Consider the following 13,716-nt stretch of genomic DNA (forward strand, 5'->3'; position numbering starts at 1 on the left):
GACCGTCAGCACGGCTCTGACCGGCCTCCGGGCCGGAACGGCGGGTGATCGTGATGGTGCGACGCTGGTTGGCTGCCCTGGGCGCGGCCCTGCTCCTCACCGCCGGCGCCGCGGTCGGTGCCACGGCTCACCCCGACCACCACCGCGGGTTCCCGGACCGGATCGAGCTCCCCAGCGGGTTCCAGCCGGAGGGCATCGCCGTCCGCGGCCGGACCGCCTGGCTCGGCTCGCTGGCCGACGGCGACATCTACCGGGTGGACCTGCGGACCGGCGAGGGCGAGGTCATCTCCGAGGGCGCTGGCCCGGGCACCACGTCCGTGGGGCTGAAGATCGACCGGCACGGGCGGCTGTTCGTGGCGGGCGGCTTCGCGGGCGACGCGCGCGTCGTCGACACCGAGACCGGCGAGACGCTGGCGTCCTACCGCCTGGCGGGCGCGCCGACGATCGTCAACGACGTGGTGCTCACCCGGCACTCGGCGTGGTTCACCGACTCCAGCCAGGCCGTCCTGCACCGGCTGCCGCTGGGCCCCCACGGCAGCCTGCCGGACGCCGACGAGGTCGAGCACCTGAGGCTGAGCGGCGAGTGGGAGCAGATCCCCGGCCAGTACCCGGCCGGCATCAACGCCAACGGCATCGAGCGGACGCCCGACCGTCGCGGGCTGCTCGTGGTGAACTCCGCCGCCGGCGTCCTCTTCCGCGTCGACCCGCGCACGGGCGACGCCCGCCGGGTGGAGCTCACGGACCCCGACGACCTCAACGGCGACCCCGCCGACGACGACGAGGTCATGCTCACCGGCGGCGACGGGCTGCTGCTGCGCGGGCGCAACCTGTACGTGGTGCTCAACCGCGGCGCGGTGTACGAGTTCGACCTGGACCGCTCCGCCCGCGCCGGCACCCTGGACGAGGTCATCACCAGCGACGACTTCGCCGTCCCGACGACGGCGGCCCGGCTCGGCCGCTGGCTGTACATCCCGAACGCCCGCTTCGACGTCACGCCGACGCCGACCACGGAGTACTGGATCACGCGCGTCGACCGGTGACGCGGCCCCCCGGGGAGGGCACGGTCGGCGGCCTCGGTGCCCGGCGGGCCGCGCCCTGGCTCGCGGGCAGCGAGTTCCCCGGTCCAGAGCCGGCGGGGGAACTAGATCGGGGTTCTGGTTCAGATGCGAACCAGAACCTCGATCTCGCTGCAGGCTGCGGCCGGTGCCGCGGCTCGGCGACGCCCCCACCGCCCGCCGGTGCGACGTGCTTGAGTAGCGGCATGGGATCCAGGCGGGCATGGCGCACGTCGCCGACCCGCCGCACGACCGCCCACCGCACGACGGCCCGCCGCACGACCGCCCACCGGCGGGCGGTCCGGCGGCGGGTGCTCGTCATGCGCGCCGTCGTGCTCGCGCTGCTCGTCGTCGGCGGCGTCTCGGCGGTCAACGCCGTCGCCGGCGGGCCGCCGCCGAAGGCGCTGAGCGCGAACGTCGGCCCGGTGGTCGAGCTGCCGGCGCCGCCGCAGGCGTGGACCGGCGGGCGTACCGGCTGCACCGTGCCCGACCCGAGCGGCACCGGCGGCTGCGTCACGGGCGCGACGGCCTGGCTGGTGGACCAGCTCGGCTCCGCCGTCGGGGCGGTGCCGGTGACCTGCTGGTCCGAGCACGCGTGGAACCCCGCCTCGGACCACCCCGACGGGCGCGGCTGCGACTTCTTCTTCGGGGCCGCGGGCGAGTTCCCCGCCGGGGATGACCTGGTGCGCGGGTGGGCCGTGGCGCAGTGGCTGCGGGTGCACGCGGAGGCCCTCGACGTGGACTACGTGATCTGGCAGGGGCGGATCTGGCAGGCGGACCGGGCCGAGGCGGGCTGGACGCGCTACACCGGCGGCGGCGTCTACGACCCGGAGGACGCCACGGGCGGGCACCACGACCACGTGCACGTCTCGCTGCGCGGATAGCACGGCCGCGATGGCGGTGGCCGCCGCGGAGCCCTCTACGATGGCGCGATGAGCGAAGCCACCGCGTTCGACGACGGCGCCACCACCTCCGGCCTGGAGGAGCGCGAGGTCCTGGGCTGGGCGGAGTTCGGCGAGGCCGCCCGGGAGCTGGCACGGGAGGTCGTGCGCTCGGGCTGGATGCCCGACCTCGTGGTCGCCGTCGCCCGGGGCGGGCTCGTCCCGGCCGGCGCCGTCGCCTACGCGCTGGGCACCAAGGCGATGGGCACGCTGAACGTGGAGTTCTACACCGGCGTCGCCGAGACGCTGCCCGAGCCGGTGGTCCTGCCGCCGCTGATGGACACCTCGGAGCTGCCAGGTCGCAAGGTGCTCGTGGTCGACGACGTCGCCGACTCGGGCAGGACCCTCGCCCTCGTCATGGACCTCATCCGGTCCAAGGGCCTGCCCGCCGACCTTGACCTCGACCTCGACCTGGACGACGCGGCGGCCGAGTCGCTCCGCGTGGAGGCCAGGTCCGCCGTCATCTACGCCAAGCCGCGCTCGGTGATCGAGCCCGACTACGTCTGGCGGCGCACCGACCGCTGGATCATGTTCCCCTGGTCCTCCCAGCCCCCGGTGACGGAGGAGCTCTAGCTAGCCCCGCAGCTGCTCGGCCGGCTGGCCCAGGCGCTCGCGCAGGTGCGCCACCAGCCCGTCCGCGCCGCGCTCGACGACGGCGAGGGTGTCGTAGAACCCGTCGTGCTCGCCGTACCAGGGGTCCGGCACGTCGAGGTCGTACTCCCCGGCGGTCGCCCTGTCCGGCGCGGTGTCGTCGAACTCGCGCCAGAGGCGGACCTCCGCGGTGCGCGGGTCGGCGTCCCGCTCCGCGCGCAGCCGCAGGGCGCGCGCTTGCTGGTTGGTCATCGCCAGGGCGAGGTCGTACTCCCCCAGCTCGTGGGCGGCCACCTGGTGCGCGCGGTGGTGCGGCACCGGGTAGCCGTGCTCGGCCAGCACCGCGCGGGCGCGGCGGTCGATGGGGTTGCCGTGCTCCTCGTCGCTGATGCCGGCCGAGGCCACCTCGACGGCTTCGGCGAGCCCGGCCGCGGCCAGCCGCTCCCGCAGCACCACCTCCCCCATGGGCGAGCGGCAGATGTTGCCGGTGCACACGACGAGGACGCGGAAGGGCCGGTCGGCGGGGGCGGTCATGCCGTCCATGGTGCCAGGGAAAAAGGTGGTGACACGGCCCGGGGGTCCGGCTTACGGTTGTCCGCACACGAGAAGGGAGGTGGTCCAGAGGTGAATATTCTTCGGACGCGTGAGGTGGCTACCCGCTAGCCCGTCTGTGGACGGACCCCCAAGGTCCTCCCGCCGACGGGCGGCGAGAACCAGGTGGTCACCGGAGTCCGCGGGGCCGTGACATCGTCCATCACGGCACCCGGCCGAACGGCCGGGAACCCGCGGGCTCTCCCATGCTCGGCGGCGGGGATCGCCCACCGGCGGCGCACGGTTTACGCAACGGTTTCGTCCCGGCAACGCCGCCGGAACGGTCCGCCGTCACCCTTGGGCCATGCCGCACGATCACGCCAACACCGCCGACCTGGCCTGCGAGGTCTGCGGACGGCTGCCGGAGCCGCGCAAGGGGCGCCTGACGACGGCGAGCATCATCGCCATGCTGCCCGTCGAGCTCGCCGTGCACGCCGCGGTGGTCTCGAGCGACCTGTCCCTCGTGGCGAAGGTGCTCGTCCTGACGGTCACCGCCACGACGCTCGTGATCTGGGTGGCGGAGCCCTCGGTGATGCGGGTCCTGCGACGCTGGCTGCACGCACCGATCCTGCGCGAGCGTCGCCGGCTCGATAGCGCGGGCGCCCTCTGGCGCCTGCGCACGACCGTCGACGACACCCCCGGCGCGCTGGAGGCGATCACCATGCAGCTGGCCCTGCTCGAGGGCAACATCCTGAGCGTGCAGGTCCAGCCCGGGAGCGACGGCGCGATAGACGAGTTCGTCGTCGACGTCCCCGAGCGGATCACCGCCCGCGATCTGGTCGAGGCGGTCGAGGACGGTGGCGGGCGCGACCCGCAGGTCTGGCCGACGACGGCGCTCGCCCTGATCGACGGCCCGACGAAGGCGCTCTCCGCCGCGGTACGGGTGGCGGGCGCGCCGCAGGACCTCCCCGACGCCGTGGCCGACCTCCTCGGCGCCGAGGTGGTCGACGGCGGACCCGGGGCACCGAAGTCCTACCTGTCGGGCGACGCCGCGAGGCTGAAGGTCCACTCCCGCTGGCACGGCGCGGTGGTGCTCGCCCGGCCCGGGCAGCCGTTCACCGCCGCGGAGTCCGCGCGGGCGCACCGGCTGGCCGAGCTCGCGGAGGTCGTCGAGGGCGCCAGCGTGCGGCCGGGCGAGGCGTCGACGGCGAGCTCACGCGACCGGTAGCCAGGTGCGCGCCGCCGTCACGAGCGCGGTCACGCCGAGGCCCAGCGTCGGCTCGACGACCGGGGCGTAGCGGGGCGAGTGGTTGGACGGCACCGTCAGCAGGGCCGGGTCGGACATGTCCCCGGTCGTGAAGAGGGACGGGTCCGTGCCGCCCAGCAACCAGTAGGACAGCGGTGCGCCCGAGCTCGTCGAGAGCACACCGACATCCTCGCTCCCGGCTCCGGCCCCCGGGTCCAGGACGTTCTCCGTGCCCAGCCAGGCGCCGAAGGCGTCGAGCGTCCGCTGCAGTGCCGCGGCGTCGTTCGCCACGACGGGGAACCGCTCGATCTCGGTGATCGTCGGCTCCTTCGGGGCTCCCGCCGTTGCGGCCTCGCCCCTCACGATGCGCGCGACGGCGTCGAGGATCCGCCGGCGCACGTGCTCGTCGTAGCTGCGGATGTTCAGCCGCAGCTCGGCCTCGCCGGGAATGACGTTCGCGGCATCGCCGGCGTGGATCGCGCCGATCGTGAGGACCGCGGTCGCCGTGCTCGGGATCTCGCGGGAGATGATCGTCTGCAGCCGGAGCACGGTCTCGGCGGCCATGACCACGGGATCGACCGAGGCCTCGGGCATCGACCCGTGGGCGCCCGTGCCGAAGAGGCGGACGCGCAGGGAGTCCGAGCCGGCGTACGACGGGCCCGCATGGCCCGCGACCCTGCCGGCGGGCAGCGGAGCGACGTGCTGCCCCAGCACGACGTCGGGCCGCGGGAACCGGACGAACAGGCCGTCGTCGACCATCGCCTGCGCGCCGGCGCCGAGCTCCTCCGCCGGCTGGAAGACCAGGAGCAACGTCCCGGCCCACGTGGACCGGTCGCGCGAGAGGACCTCCGCGGCGCCCAGCAGGCAGGCCGTGTGGAGGTCGTGGCCGCAGGCGTGGGAGACCGGGACGAGCACCCCGCCCTCGTTCCGGGCCGTCGCGGTGCTGGCGTACGCCAGACCGGTGTCCTCGGCGACCGGGAGCGCGTCCATGTCGGCCCGCAGCAGGGCGACCGGACCGGACCCGTTCCTCAGCAGCCCCACCACCCCGGTGCGTCCGAGCCCTCCGTGACGTCGAACCCCAGCGCGCGGAGCCGCTCGGCCACGACCCTCGCCGTCCGGTGCTCCTGGAACCCGAGCTCGGGATGGCGATGAAGGTCCTACGCGGCGGCCCTCCTCGCAGCGTGCCCGATCTGTCGTCCGCGCCCTGCGGAGCCGGTGGCATGCTGAAGGGATGGACGCCGTGCTCCTGGCGCGAACCCTGTCTCTCCGGGCCGCGTGGCGGGCGCGGGACCGCTGGAGCACGGACCGGCTGGGCCGCCATCAGCAGCGCGCGCTGGCGGCACTGCGCCGGCACGCCTACGAGCGCTCCCCCTTCTACCGCCGGCATCACGCGGGACTGCTGACCGCCCCGCTGTCGGAGCTGCCCCCGGTCACCAAGGCCGAGCTGATGGCCCGTTTCGACGACGTCGTGACGGTGCGCGGGCTGCGGCTGGCGGACGTCGAGTCGCACCTGCGCGAGCTGACGGACGTGGGCGGCGACCCGGGCGAGGCCTGGCGACGGCGTTGGTGGGTGGCTGCCACCGCCGGGACCACGGGACGCCGGGGCGTGTTCGTCTGGAGTCGCACGGAGTGGGCGGCGGTCCTGGCCTCCTACGCGCGGGCGAACGACTGGGCCGGTGTGCGCCTCGGGCTGCGGCACCCCCTGCGGCTGGCGGTGGTGCGCTCGCTGAATCCCACCCACCAGTCCGCCGTGGTGGGTGCGTCCGTGCGCTCCCGGCTCGTTCCGACGTTGCGGGTCGACGCGGCCGCCCCGCTGCGGGAGACGGTGGAGGCGCTCAACGGATTCGCTCCGCGCCTGCTGGTCGGCTACGCCTCCGTGCTCCGGGAGCTGGCGGCCGAGCAGGCCGAGAGCCGGCTGCACATCCGGCCCGAGGCGGTCATGTCCGCCTCCGAGGTCCTCTCCCCCGCCATGGAACGAGAGATCGAGGCGGCCTGGGGGACTCGGCCGTTCGACGTCTATGCCGCCACGGAGACGGCCGGGATCGCCTCCTCGTGCGAGCTGCACCGGCGCCACCTGTACGAGGACCTGGTCGTCTGCGAGGTTGTCGACGATGCCGGTGCGCCGGTCCCCGCGGGCACTCCGGGATCCAGGCTGCTGGTGACGGTCCTCTTCTCGCGGACGCTCCCGCTCATCCGTTACGAGCTCACCGACAGGGTCGTTCTCGATCCCGAGTCCTGTGCGTGCGGGCGGCCCTCCCGCGTCGTCGGAGCGGTCGAGGGCCGCACCGAGGACGTCCTCCTGCTGCCCGGGCGGGACGGCGGCCGGGCCGTCCGGGTCCACCCGAACGTCTTCCACGGCATCCTCGAGTCCCCGGAGGTGGCGAGCTGGCAGGTCTCCCAGGAGACGGACGGGTTGCACGTCCTGGTGACCGGTCGGCCGGGTCTGGACACGGGCGTCGTCGCGGTGCGGCTGCGGGCGGCCCTGGGAGGAGCGGGAGCCGAGTCCGGCGCGCTTCGTGTGGAGCAGGTGGAGCACATCCCGCGGACGCCGCTGGGCAAGCGCCCGTTGATCCGGGCGCTCCCCCCGGGCTCGGCGCACCGCCCGTAGGCGCACGGCCGTCGCCGCCCGGCTCCGCGATCAGACCAGCCCGGCGTCGTGCACGCACCGCGCGATCTGCACGCGGTTCGTCACCCGAGCTTGGCGAACAGGTGCCCGACGTGGGTCTTCACGGTCGCCACGCCCATGTAGAGGTCGCGGGCGATCTCGGCGTTGGACAGACCGCGGCCGACGGCGACCGCCACCTCCCGCTCCCGGTCGGTCAGGCGGGCGAGCCGGTCCCGCGCGGAGCGTTCGCGGCCGTCGTCGGCCGGCCGCGCGACGGCGGCGATGAGCTGGGCGGTCACGCTCGGCGAGAGCATCGGCTCCCCGCGGGCGGCCCGCCGCACCGCCCGCACGAGGTCCTCCGGCGGGGTGTCCTTGAGCAGGAACCCGGCCGCGCCGTGCCGCAGCGCCGTCAGCACCATCTCGTCGGTGTCGAAGGTGGTCAGCACGATCACCCGGGTGCTCGCACCGCGCTCGGCAAGCCGCCGGGTGGCGGCGAGCCCGTCGAGCCGGGGCATCCGGATGTCCATGAGGACGACGTCGGGCCGCTCCCGCTCGACGCGGTCGAGGGCCTCGTGGCCGTCCGCCGCCTCGCCGACGAGGTCGAGCCCGGCGTCCCCGCCGAGGATCATGCGCAGGCCGGCGCGGACCAGGGGGTCGTCGTCGACGAGGGCGACCCGCACCTGCGCCCGCTCCGTCTCGCTCACCGGTTCTCCTCGTCCGCTTCCCCGTCGTCCTCCCACGGCAGCCACGCTCGCACGGCAAAGGACCCGTCGGGTCCGAACCCGTGCTCGAGCACGCCGCCGAGCAGCTCGGCCCGCTCGGTCAGGCCGGTCAGCCCGACGCCGGCGCCGGGCGGCGCTTCGCGCGGGGCAGCGGCGGCCCCGTTGTGCACCTCGATCGTGAGCAGCCCGCCGGGACCGCCGCCGAGGCGCACGTCGACCGGTGCGCCGGGCGCGTGCTTGCGCGCGTTGGTCAGCGCCTCCTGCAGGATCCGGTAGGCGGTGCGCGAGGAGGTCACGGGCAGCGCGGCGAGCGCGGACGCGTCCCCGCCGGGCAAACCGGCGACGTCGAGCCGCACGGTGGTCCCGGTGCCCGCCGTCTCGGCGAGCAGCGGCTCGAGCTGGGCGAGGGTGGGCTGGGGCGGCTCGGCCGACGCGCCGCCGTCGCCCGGACGCAGGACGCCGAGCACCTGCCGAAGCTCGGTGAGCGCCAGGTGCGCGTTGTCCTGGATGACCCCGGCGGCCTGCGCCGTCTCCTCCCCGCTCAGGTCGGTGCGGTAGGCGAGCGCCCCGGCGTGCATGGCGACGAGCGAGATGCGGTGGGCGAGCACGTCGTGCATCTCCCGAGCTATCCGGGTGCGCTCCGCCTCGCGGGCGGCGTCGGCGCGCAGGGCCTGCTCCCGCTCCGCGGTGACGGCTCGCTCGTGCAGGTTGGCCACCAGCTCGCGACGGGCCCCGACGTAGAAGCCCAGGGCCACGCAGGTCGCGTACACCGCGAGCACCAGGCCAGGCGGCGAAGGAGAAGGCGGCCGGGTAGTCCTCCCCGAGGGAGTGCCATGCCTGGCGGTACACGGCCTCGTAGACGAAGGTCGCGGCCAGCCAGAAGAACCCGACCACCACGACGTCCCGGCCGCGCCGCCGCGCGGCCATCGAGACGGCCGCGAGCACGCTCGGGCCGAACGCCGCCGCCGACGCGGCGGACAGCGCCACCGTCGCGGACGCCACGAGCACGGGGAAGCGCCTGCGCAGGGGGAGCAGCGCGAGCGCGGCCAGGCCGAGGAGCAGGTCGATCGCGATGACGCCGTTGACCACGTCCGGCACCGCGGCCGCCGGGTCCTCGGGCATCAGGTCGTCGACGACGACGGTCCAGGCCACGAGGGCGAGGCCACCGGCGATGAGGTAGCGCCAGACGCGCGACCACGGCCGCAGCGGCGGGGGCGCCGGCCGACGCCGCTCGCGCTGCGGCCGGGCGGCGGGGCGCAACGGCGGGGCAGGCTCCAGCGGTGGGGCAGGCGACAACGGCGGGGCAGGCGACAACGGCGGGGCAGGCGGGACGGTCACGATTTGTCAGCGTACGGATCGCCGCGGGAGGCGGGCTCCGTCGTCGGGCTCGGCGCTCTCCGACCAAAGGCTTACGCGTCGTCAGCCGGCCAGGACGGCCCGCGCGTTCTCCACCGCGGTCGCGACGGCGGGGGTGAACGCCGTGAACGGCTCGGCCTCGATCCGCCTGGCGGCGCCGCTACCTGCCCGCCGCCACGTGCCCACCGCGCGCCCGCCGGCCACCACGACCGGACGGAACATCCCGTTGGCGCCGGGCACGATCTTCTCCTCGTGCTCCGGCGGCAGCGTGGCGGAGCGGTCCTGGTAGCCGAGGATGATCTCGTCGAACGCGGGCAGGAGGAAGACGCCGCGGGCCTCGGCCCGGTGCTCGGCCAGCAGCTCACGCGTGACCGGGTCCATGAGCTGCTCCGTCCCGTCCACCTCGAGGCTGGTCAGGTGCGGGCGCGCGATCGCCAGCCCGGCGCGCGCGTCGGCGACGGTGAGCTTGGTCCACCGCACGAAGTCCTTGAGGGTGGCCGGCCCGTGGCCGCGGAAGTAGCGCAGGGCCCACTCCCCCAGCGCCTCCTCGCGCCCGAGGCGGCGCGGGGCGGGCACCCACTCGTCCAGCAGGACGATGCGCTGCTCGCCGTCCACGTACGGCCCGAGGCAGAGGAAGCCGCGCTGGGCCAGGTTCCAGAGCAGGTGGTAGCCGCGCTGCGGGACGCCCAGCAGGTCGGCGTCCTCCCACAGCCCCATCAGCTCGCTGCGGGACAGGGAGCGCCCGCCCGTCAGGGCGACGGCGGCGAGCTCCAGCGCCCGGTCGAGCATCGCGTCGTCGATGCCGAGCTGGCGGCGGCGCCGCGCCGCGCCAGCGATCAGCCGGTCGGTGGTCAGGTCGAGCATCCACCGCAGGTCCTCCGCCGGGACCAGGTGGAGGGTGCCGCGCATCGGCCACGACCGCACGACCTCCCCGCGCCCGAACGCACCCACGATCCCGGCGTCGTCGTCGGTGCTGGTCCGGAGCGTGACCGCGGCGAGGGCCGCGGGCAGGTCCTGCGCCTGCATCGCGCACAGGTGACGCACGGTCTCCGCGGCCGTCGGCAGCGGCGGTCCCGCGACCCGCTGGGCCACGAGCCGGAGGAGGGCGACGTCCTTGGCGGTCATGGCAGAAGAGCGTAGGCACGTCCGGCCCTGGCAGGGTAGGACGCATGGACCTCCGTATCTTCACCGAACCGCAGCAGGGCGCCTCCTACGACCACCAGCTCGCGATGGCGCAGCGCGCCGAGCAGCTGGGCTTCGACGCGTTCTTCCGCTCCGACCACTTCCTGCGGATGGGCGACGGCGATGCGCTGCCCGGCCCGACCGACGCCTGGACCACGCTCGCCGGCCTCGCCCGGGAGACCTCCCGCATCCGGCTGGGGACGCTGGTGTCGTCGGCCACCTTCCGCCACCCGGGCATCCTCGCCGTGCAGGTGGCCCAGGTGGACGCGATGTCGGGCGGACGCGTCGAGCTCGGCCTGGGCACCGGCTGGTTCGCGGAGGAGCATGCCGCGCTCGGCGTGCCGTTCCCGGAGAAGCGGTTCCGGATGCTGGAGGAGCAGCTGGAGATCCTCACCGGACTGTGGTCCACCCCCGCGGGCGAGACGTACAGCTTCGACGGCCGCCACTACCAGCTGACCGACAACCCGGGCCTGCCCAAGCCGGTGCAGGCGAGCGTGCCCGTCGTCGTCGGCGGCAACGGTCCGCGCCGCACCCCACGTCTGGCCGCCCGGTTCGCCTCCGAGTACAACCAGTCCTTCCCGGAGAAGGACGCGGTCGCCCCCCAGATCGCCCGCGTGCGCGCCGCCTGCGAGGAGGCCGGTCGCGACCCCGACGAGCTCACGTACTCCGTCGCCTTCGTGGCCGCCGTCGGGAGCGACGAGGCGGAGGTGCGGCGCCGGGCGGACGCGATCGGCCGCGAGCCGGCTGAGCTGCGCGAGCACGGCCTCGCCGGCTCCCCGGCCGAGGTCCTCGACGGCCTGGGGCAGCTCGCCGAGATCGGCGTGACGCGGGTGTACCTGCAGTGCCTCGACCTCACCGACCTCGACCACCTCGACCTCATCGCCGACGCGGTGATGGCGAAGGTCGGATGACGGCGGTGCGCCGGGAGTAGCGTCGGCCGTATGAGCGCCGTCGCCATGCGGGACGTGGTCAAGCGGTTCGGTTCCACCGTCGCGCTCGACGGCCTGGACCTGGACGTGGCCGAGGGCGAGGTGCACGGCGTCCTCGGCCCGAACGGGGCCGGCAAGTCGACCGCCATCCGGGTGCTCCTCGGCCTGCTCCGCGCCGACGCCGGCTCCGTCCGGCTGCTGGGGGGCGACCCCTGGTCCCAGGCGCCGGAGCTGCACCGGCGCCTGGCGTACGTGCCGGGCGACGTGGCGCTGTGGCCCAACCTCACCGGGGGCGAGGTGATCGACCTGCTGGGCCGGCTGCGCGGCGGGCTGGACCCGGCGCGCCGGGACGCGCTGATCGCCCGCTTCGAGCTCGACCCGTCCAAGCGCGGGTCCGCCTACTCCAAGGGCAACCGGCAGAAGGTCGCGCTCGTGGCGGCGCTGGCCTCCGACATCGAGCTCCTGCTCCTCGACGAGCCCACCGCCGGTCTCGACCCGCTCATGGACGCCCAGTTCCGTCAGGTCGTCCGGGAGCGGCGGGACGGCTGCACCGTGCTCCTGAGCAGCCACATCCTCTCCGAGGTGGAGCACCTCTGCGACCGGGTGAGCATCATCCGGGCCGGCCGGGTGGTGGAGGCCGGGACGCTGACCCAGCTGCGGCACCTGACCCGCACGCAGGTGGTCGCCGAGCTGCCCGGCCCGGTCCCGCCGGAGCTGACGTCGCTCCCCGGCCTGCACGACGTCGTCGTCGACGGCACGCGGCTGGAGTGCCAGGTCGACGACGTCGCGCTGGCCGGGCTGGTCTCGCGCCTCGGCGCGCTCGACGTGCGCAGTCTCTCCACCAGCCCGCCGACGCTGGAGGAGCTGTTCCTGCGCCACTACCAGGACGCTCCGGCGCCCCGATGACCGGCTTGGGCGCGCTCGTTCGGCTCGCGGTCCGGCGCAACCGCTGGTTCCTGGCGGTCTGGCTGCTGGGCCTGTTCGTCGTCGTGCCCGCCACGGCCGCGGCGTACGAGCAGGTGTTCCCCGACCCGGCGCAGGCCGGGCTCGTCATCGAGGGGCTGTCCAGCAACCCCACGATGCGGGCGATGCTCGGCCCGCCCTTCTCGCTCACCGAGCCCGGCGGGTTCACGGTCTGGCGGGTGGGCACCTTCGTCGCCACCGTCGCCGGGGTGATGGCGATCCTCGCGACGATCCGGCTGACCCGGGCCGACGAGGAGGAGGGCCGCACCGAGCTGGTCCGCTCCGGCGTCGTCGGCCGGCACGCGCCGCTGGCCGCCGCGGTCCTGGTCAGCCTCGCCGCGTGCGCGCTCCTGGGGCTGCTGGTCACCGCGGGGATGGTGGGCGTGGGCACCGACGTCGCCGGGTCCGTCGCGTTCGGGCTGGGGATGGCGCTGACCGCGACCGTGTTCGTCGGGGTCGGCGCGCTGGCCGCGCAGCTGACCAGCTCCGCCCGCGCCGCGAGGGGGATCGCCCTGGCCGTGCTCGGGGCGGCGTACCTGCTCCGGGCGGTGGCCGACGGCGTGGCCGACGACAGCCCGCTGCGTCGCCTGCAGTGGCTCTCGCCCGTCGAGTGGCTGGCGCTGGCCCGGCCGTACGCCGGGGAGCGGTGGTGGGCCCTCCTGCTCCCGGCCGCCCTGACCGCGATGCTGGTGGCTCTGGCCGTGCGGCTCGAGGCGCGCCGCGACCACGGCTCGGGGCTCTGGCCGGCCCGGCCCGGCCCGCCGCGCGCCGCGCCCCTGCTGTCCTCCCCGGCGGGTCTGGCGTGGCGGCTGCAGCGCGGCACCGTGCTCGGCTGGACGGTCGGGCTGGTGGTCTTCTCGGCGGCCATCGGCTCGCTGACGCCCAGCTTCGCCACCATGTTCAGCGACGTCCCGCGCCTGGAGATCGTCCTGCGTCGCATGGGGGCCGGGGCCGAGCAGCTCACCGAGGGCTTCTACGTGGCCATGCTGAGCATCGTGGTGCTGGTCATCGCGGCGCACGGGCTGCAGCTCCTGGGGCGCCTGCACCAGGAAGAGACCACGGGCCGGGCGGAGGTGGTGCTCTCCGCCGCGGTGCGCCGCACCGGGTTCGCCGCGTCCCACGTGCTGCTCGCCCTGGTCGTCCCCACCGTGCTGCTGCTGGTGTGCGGGGCCCTGCTCGGGGCGCCCCAGGCGGCGACCGACGGCACCTGGCGCCCCGTGACCGACGTCGTCGCCGGCGCCGCGGCCCTGGTGCCCGGGGTGTGGCTGGTCGTCGGGCTGGGCGTGCTGCTTCACGGCTGGCTGCCGCACGCCGGGTGGCTGGCGTGGCTGGTGGTCGGCTGGTCCCTGGTCGTCACCTGGATCGGCGCCCTGCTGAACCTGCCGGAGTGGCTGCTCGAGCTGACGCCCTTCGCGCAGCTCCCGCAGCTGCCGGTCGAGGCGATGCGCTGGGCGCCGGTGCTGGTCACCGCGGCGATCGCGGCCGTGCTGCTGCTGGTCGGGCTGGCGGGCTACCGGCGGCGGGACCTGAACGTCTGACGGGCCGTGCCCGCGCCATGCGGCCCCGGCGCGCCGCGCCGTCAGCCGGGCGGGTCC

At 75.2% G+C, this 13,716-nt stretch carries 13 protein-coding genes; 8 read left to right on the forward strand and 5 right to left on the reverse strand.

Features of this window, described 5'->3' with window-relative positions:
• Positions 1–44 precede the first annotated feature (44 nt).
• The 3 genes from KZX45_RS06970 to KZX45_RS06980 all read left to right on the forward strand — a co-directional run bounded on the left by KZX45_RS06970 (position 45) and on the right by KZX45_RS06980 (position 2,569).
• Complete coding sequence (locus KZX45_RS06970) at positions 45–1,040, forward strand: hypothetical protein (RefSeq protein ID WP_248257001.1); 996 nt, start codon at positions 45–47, stop codon at positions 1,038–1,040.
• A 221-nt stretch (positions 1,041–1,261) separates the two neighbouring features.
• A complete protein-coding gene (locus KZX45_RS06975; RefSeq protein WP_248257002.1) occupies positions 1,262–1,939 on the forward strand; it encodes a hypothetical protein in 678 nt (225 codons plus the stop codon).
• Between the two features lie 48 nt (positions 1,940–1,987).
• Positions 1,988–2,569 (forward strand): phosphoribosyltransferase, encoded by a 582-nt coding sequence (locus KZX45_RS06980; protein WP_248257003.1) that lies wholly within the window; start codon positions 1,988–1,990, stop codon positions 2,567–2,569.
• Here KZX45_RS06980 and KZX45_RS06985 read toward each other — a convergent pair whose 3' ends face one another.
• Complete coding sequence (locus tag KZX45_RS06985; RefSeq protein ID WP_248257004.1) at positions 2,570–3,121, reverse strand: low molecular weight protein-tyrosine-phosphatase; 552 nt, start codon at positions 3,119–3,121, stop codon at positions 2,570–2,572. It abuts the gene before it with no gap.
• Positions 3,122–3,482: 361 nt separating this feature from the next.
• Here KZX45_RS06985 and KZX45_RS06990 point away from each other — a divergent pair, with 361 nt between their 5' ends.
• Positions 3,483–4,346 (forward strand): amino acid-binding protein, encoded by an 864-nt coding sequence (locus KZX45_RS06990; protein ID WP_248257005.1) that lies wholly within the window; start codon positions 3,483–3,485, stop codon positions 4,344–4,346.
• Here KZX45_RS06990 and KZX45_RS06995 read toward each other — a convergent pair.
• The gene (locus tag KZX45_RS06995) at positions 4,332–5,405 is read right to left on the reverse strand and encodes an amidohydrolase (protein ID WP_308221713.1); all 1,074 of its coding nucleotides are present in this window, start codon (positions 5,403–5,405) and stop codon (positions 4,332–4,334) included. The two genes, KZX45_RS06990 and KZX45_RS06995, sit on opposite strands and share 15 nt — an antisense overlap.
• A gap of 190 nt (positions 5,406–5,595) precedes the next feature.
• Here KZX45_RS06995 and KZX45_RS07000 point away from each other — a divergent pair, with 190 nt between their 5' ends.
• Positions 5,596–6,972 (forward strand): phenylacetate--CoA ligase family protein, encoded by a 1,377-nt coding sequence (locus KZX45_RS07000; protein WP_248257006.1) that lies wholly within the window; start codon positions 5,596–5,598, stop codon positions 6,970–6,972.
• Positions 6,973–7,052: 80 nt separating this feature from the next.
• Here KZX45_RS07000 and KZX45_RS07005 read toward each other — a convergent pair whose 3' ends face one another.
• The 3 genes from KZX45_RS07005 to KZX45_RS07015 all read right to left on the reverse strand — a co-directional run bounded on the left by KZX45_RS07005 (position 7,053) and on the right by KZX45_RS07015 (position 10,172).
• Positions 7,053–7,673, reverse strand: a complete 621-nt coding sequence (locus KZX45_RS07005) for a response regulator transcription factor (protein ID WP_308221714.1) — start codon at positions 7,671–7,673, stop codon at positions 7,053–7,055.
• Positions 7,670–8,470: a histidine kinase gene (locus tag KZX45_RS07010; protein WP_248257007.1), complete on the reverse strand. Its 801-nt coding sequence runs from the start codon at positions 8,468–8,470 to the stop codon at positions 7,670–7,672. Before KZX45_RS07010 ends, KZX45_RS07005 begins: the two co-directional genes overlap by 4 nt.
• Positions 8,471–9,110: 640 nt before the next feature.
• Positions 9,111–10,172, reverse strand: coding sequence for a winged helix DNA-binding domain-containing protein (locus KZX45_RS07015; RefSeq protein ID WP_248257008.1), 1,062 nt, complete (start codon positions 10,170–10,172; stop codon positions 9,111–9,113).
• Between the two features lie 44 nt (positions 10,173–10,216).
• Between KZX45_RS07015 and KZX45_RS07020 the strand changes: the two genes are divergently transcribed.
• Genes KZX45_RS07020 through KZX45_RS07030 form a run of 3 tightly spaced genes read left to right on the forward strand, consistent with a single transcriptional unit; the run spans position 10,217 to position 13,659 of the window.
• A complete protein-coding gene (locus tag KZX45_RS07020) occupies positions 10,217–11,140 on the forward strand; it encodes an LLM class F420-dependent oxidoreductase (protein WP_248257009.1) in 924 nt (307 codons plus the stop codon).
• A gap of 30 nt (positions 11,141–11,170) precedes the next feature.
• On the forward strand, positions 11,171–12,064 hold the full coding sequence (locus KZX45_RS07025) for an ABC transporter ATP-binding protein (RefSeq protein ID WP_248257010.1): 894 nt from the start codon (positions 11,171–11,173) through the stop codon (positions 12,062–12,064).
• A complete protein-coding gene (locus tag KZX45_RS07030) occupies positions 12,061–13,659 on the forward strand; it encodes an ABC transporter permease (RefSeq protein WP_248257011.1) in 1,599 nt (532 codons plus the stop codon). The genes KZX45_RS07025 and KZX45_RS07030 overlap by 4 nt, the downstream gene beginning before the upstream one ends.
• Positions 13,660–13,716: the final 57 nt, after the last annotated feature.

The organism is Georgenia sp. EYE_87 (genome assembly GCF_023148685.1).
Taxonomy (GTDB): domain Bacteria; phylum Actinomycetota; class Actinomycetes; order Actinomycetales; family Actinomycetaceae; genus Georgenia.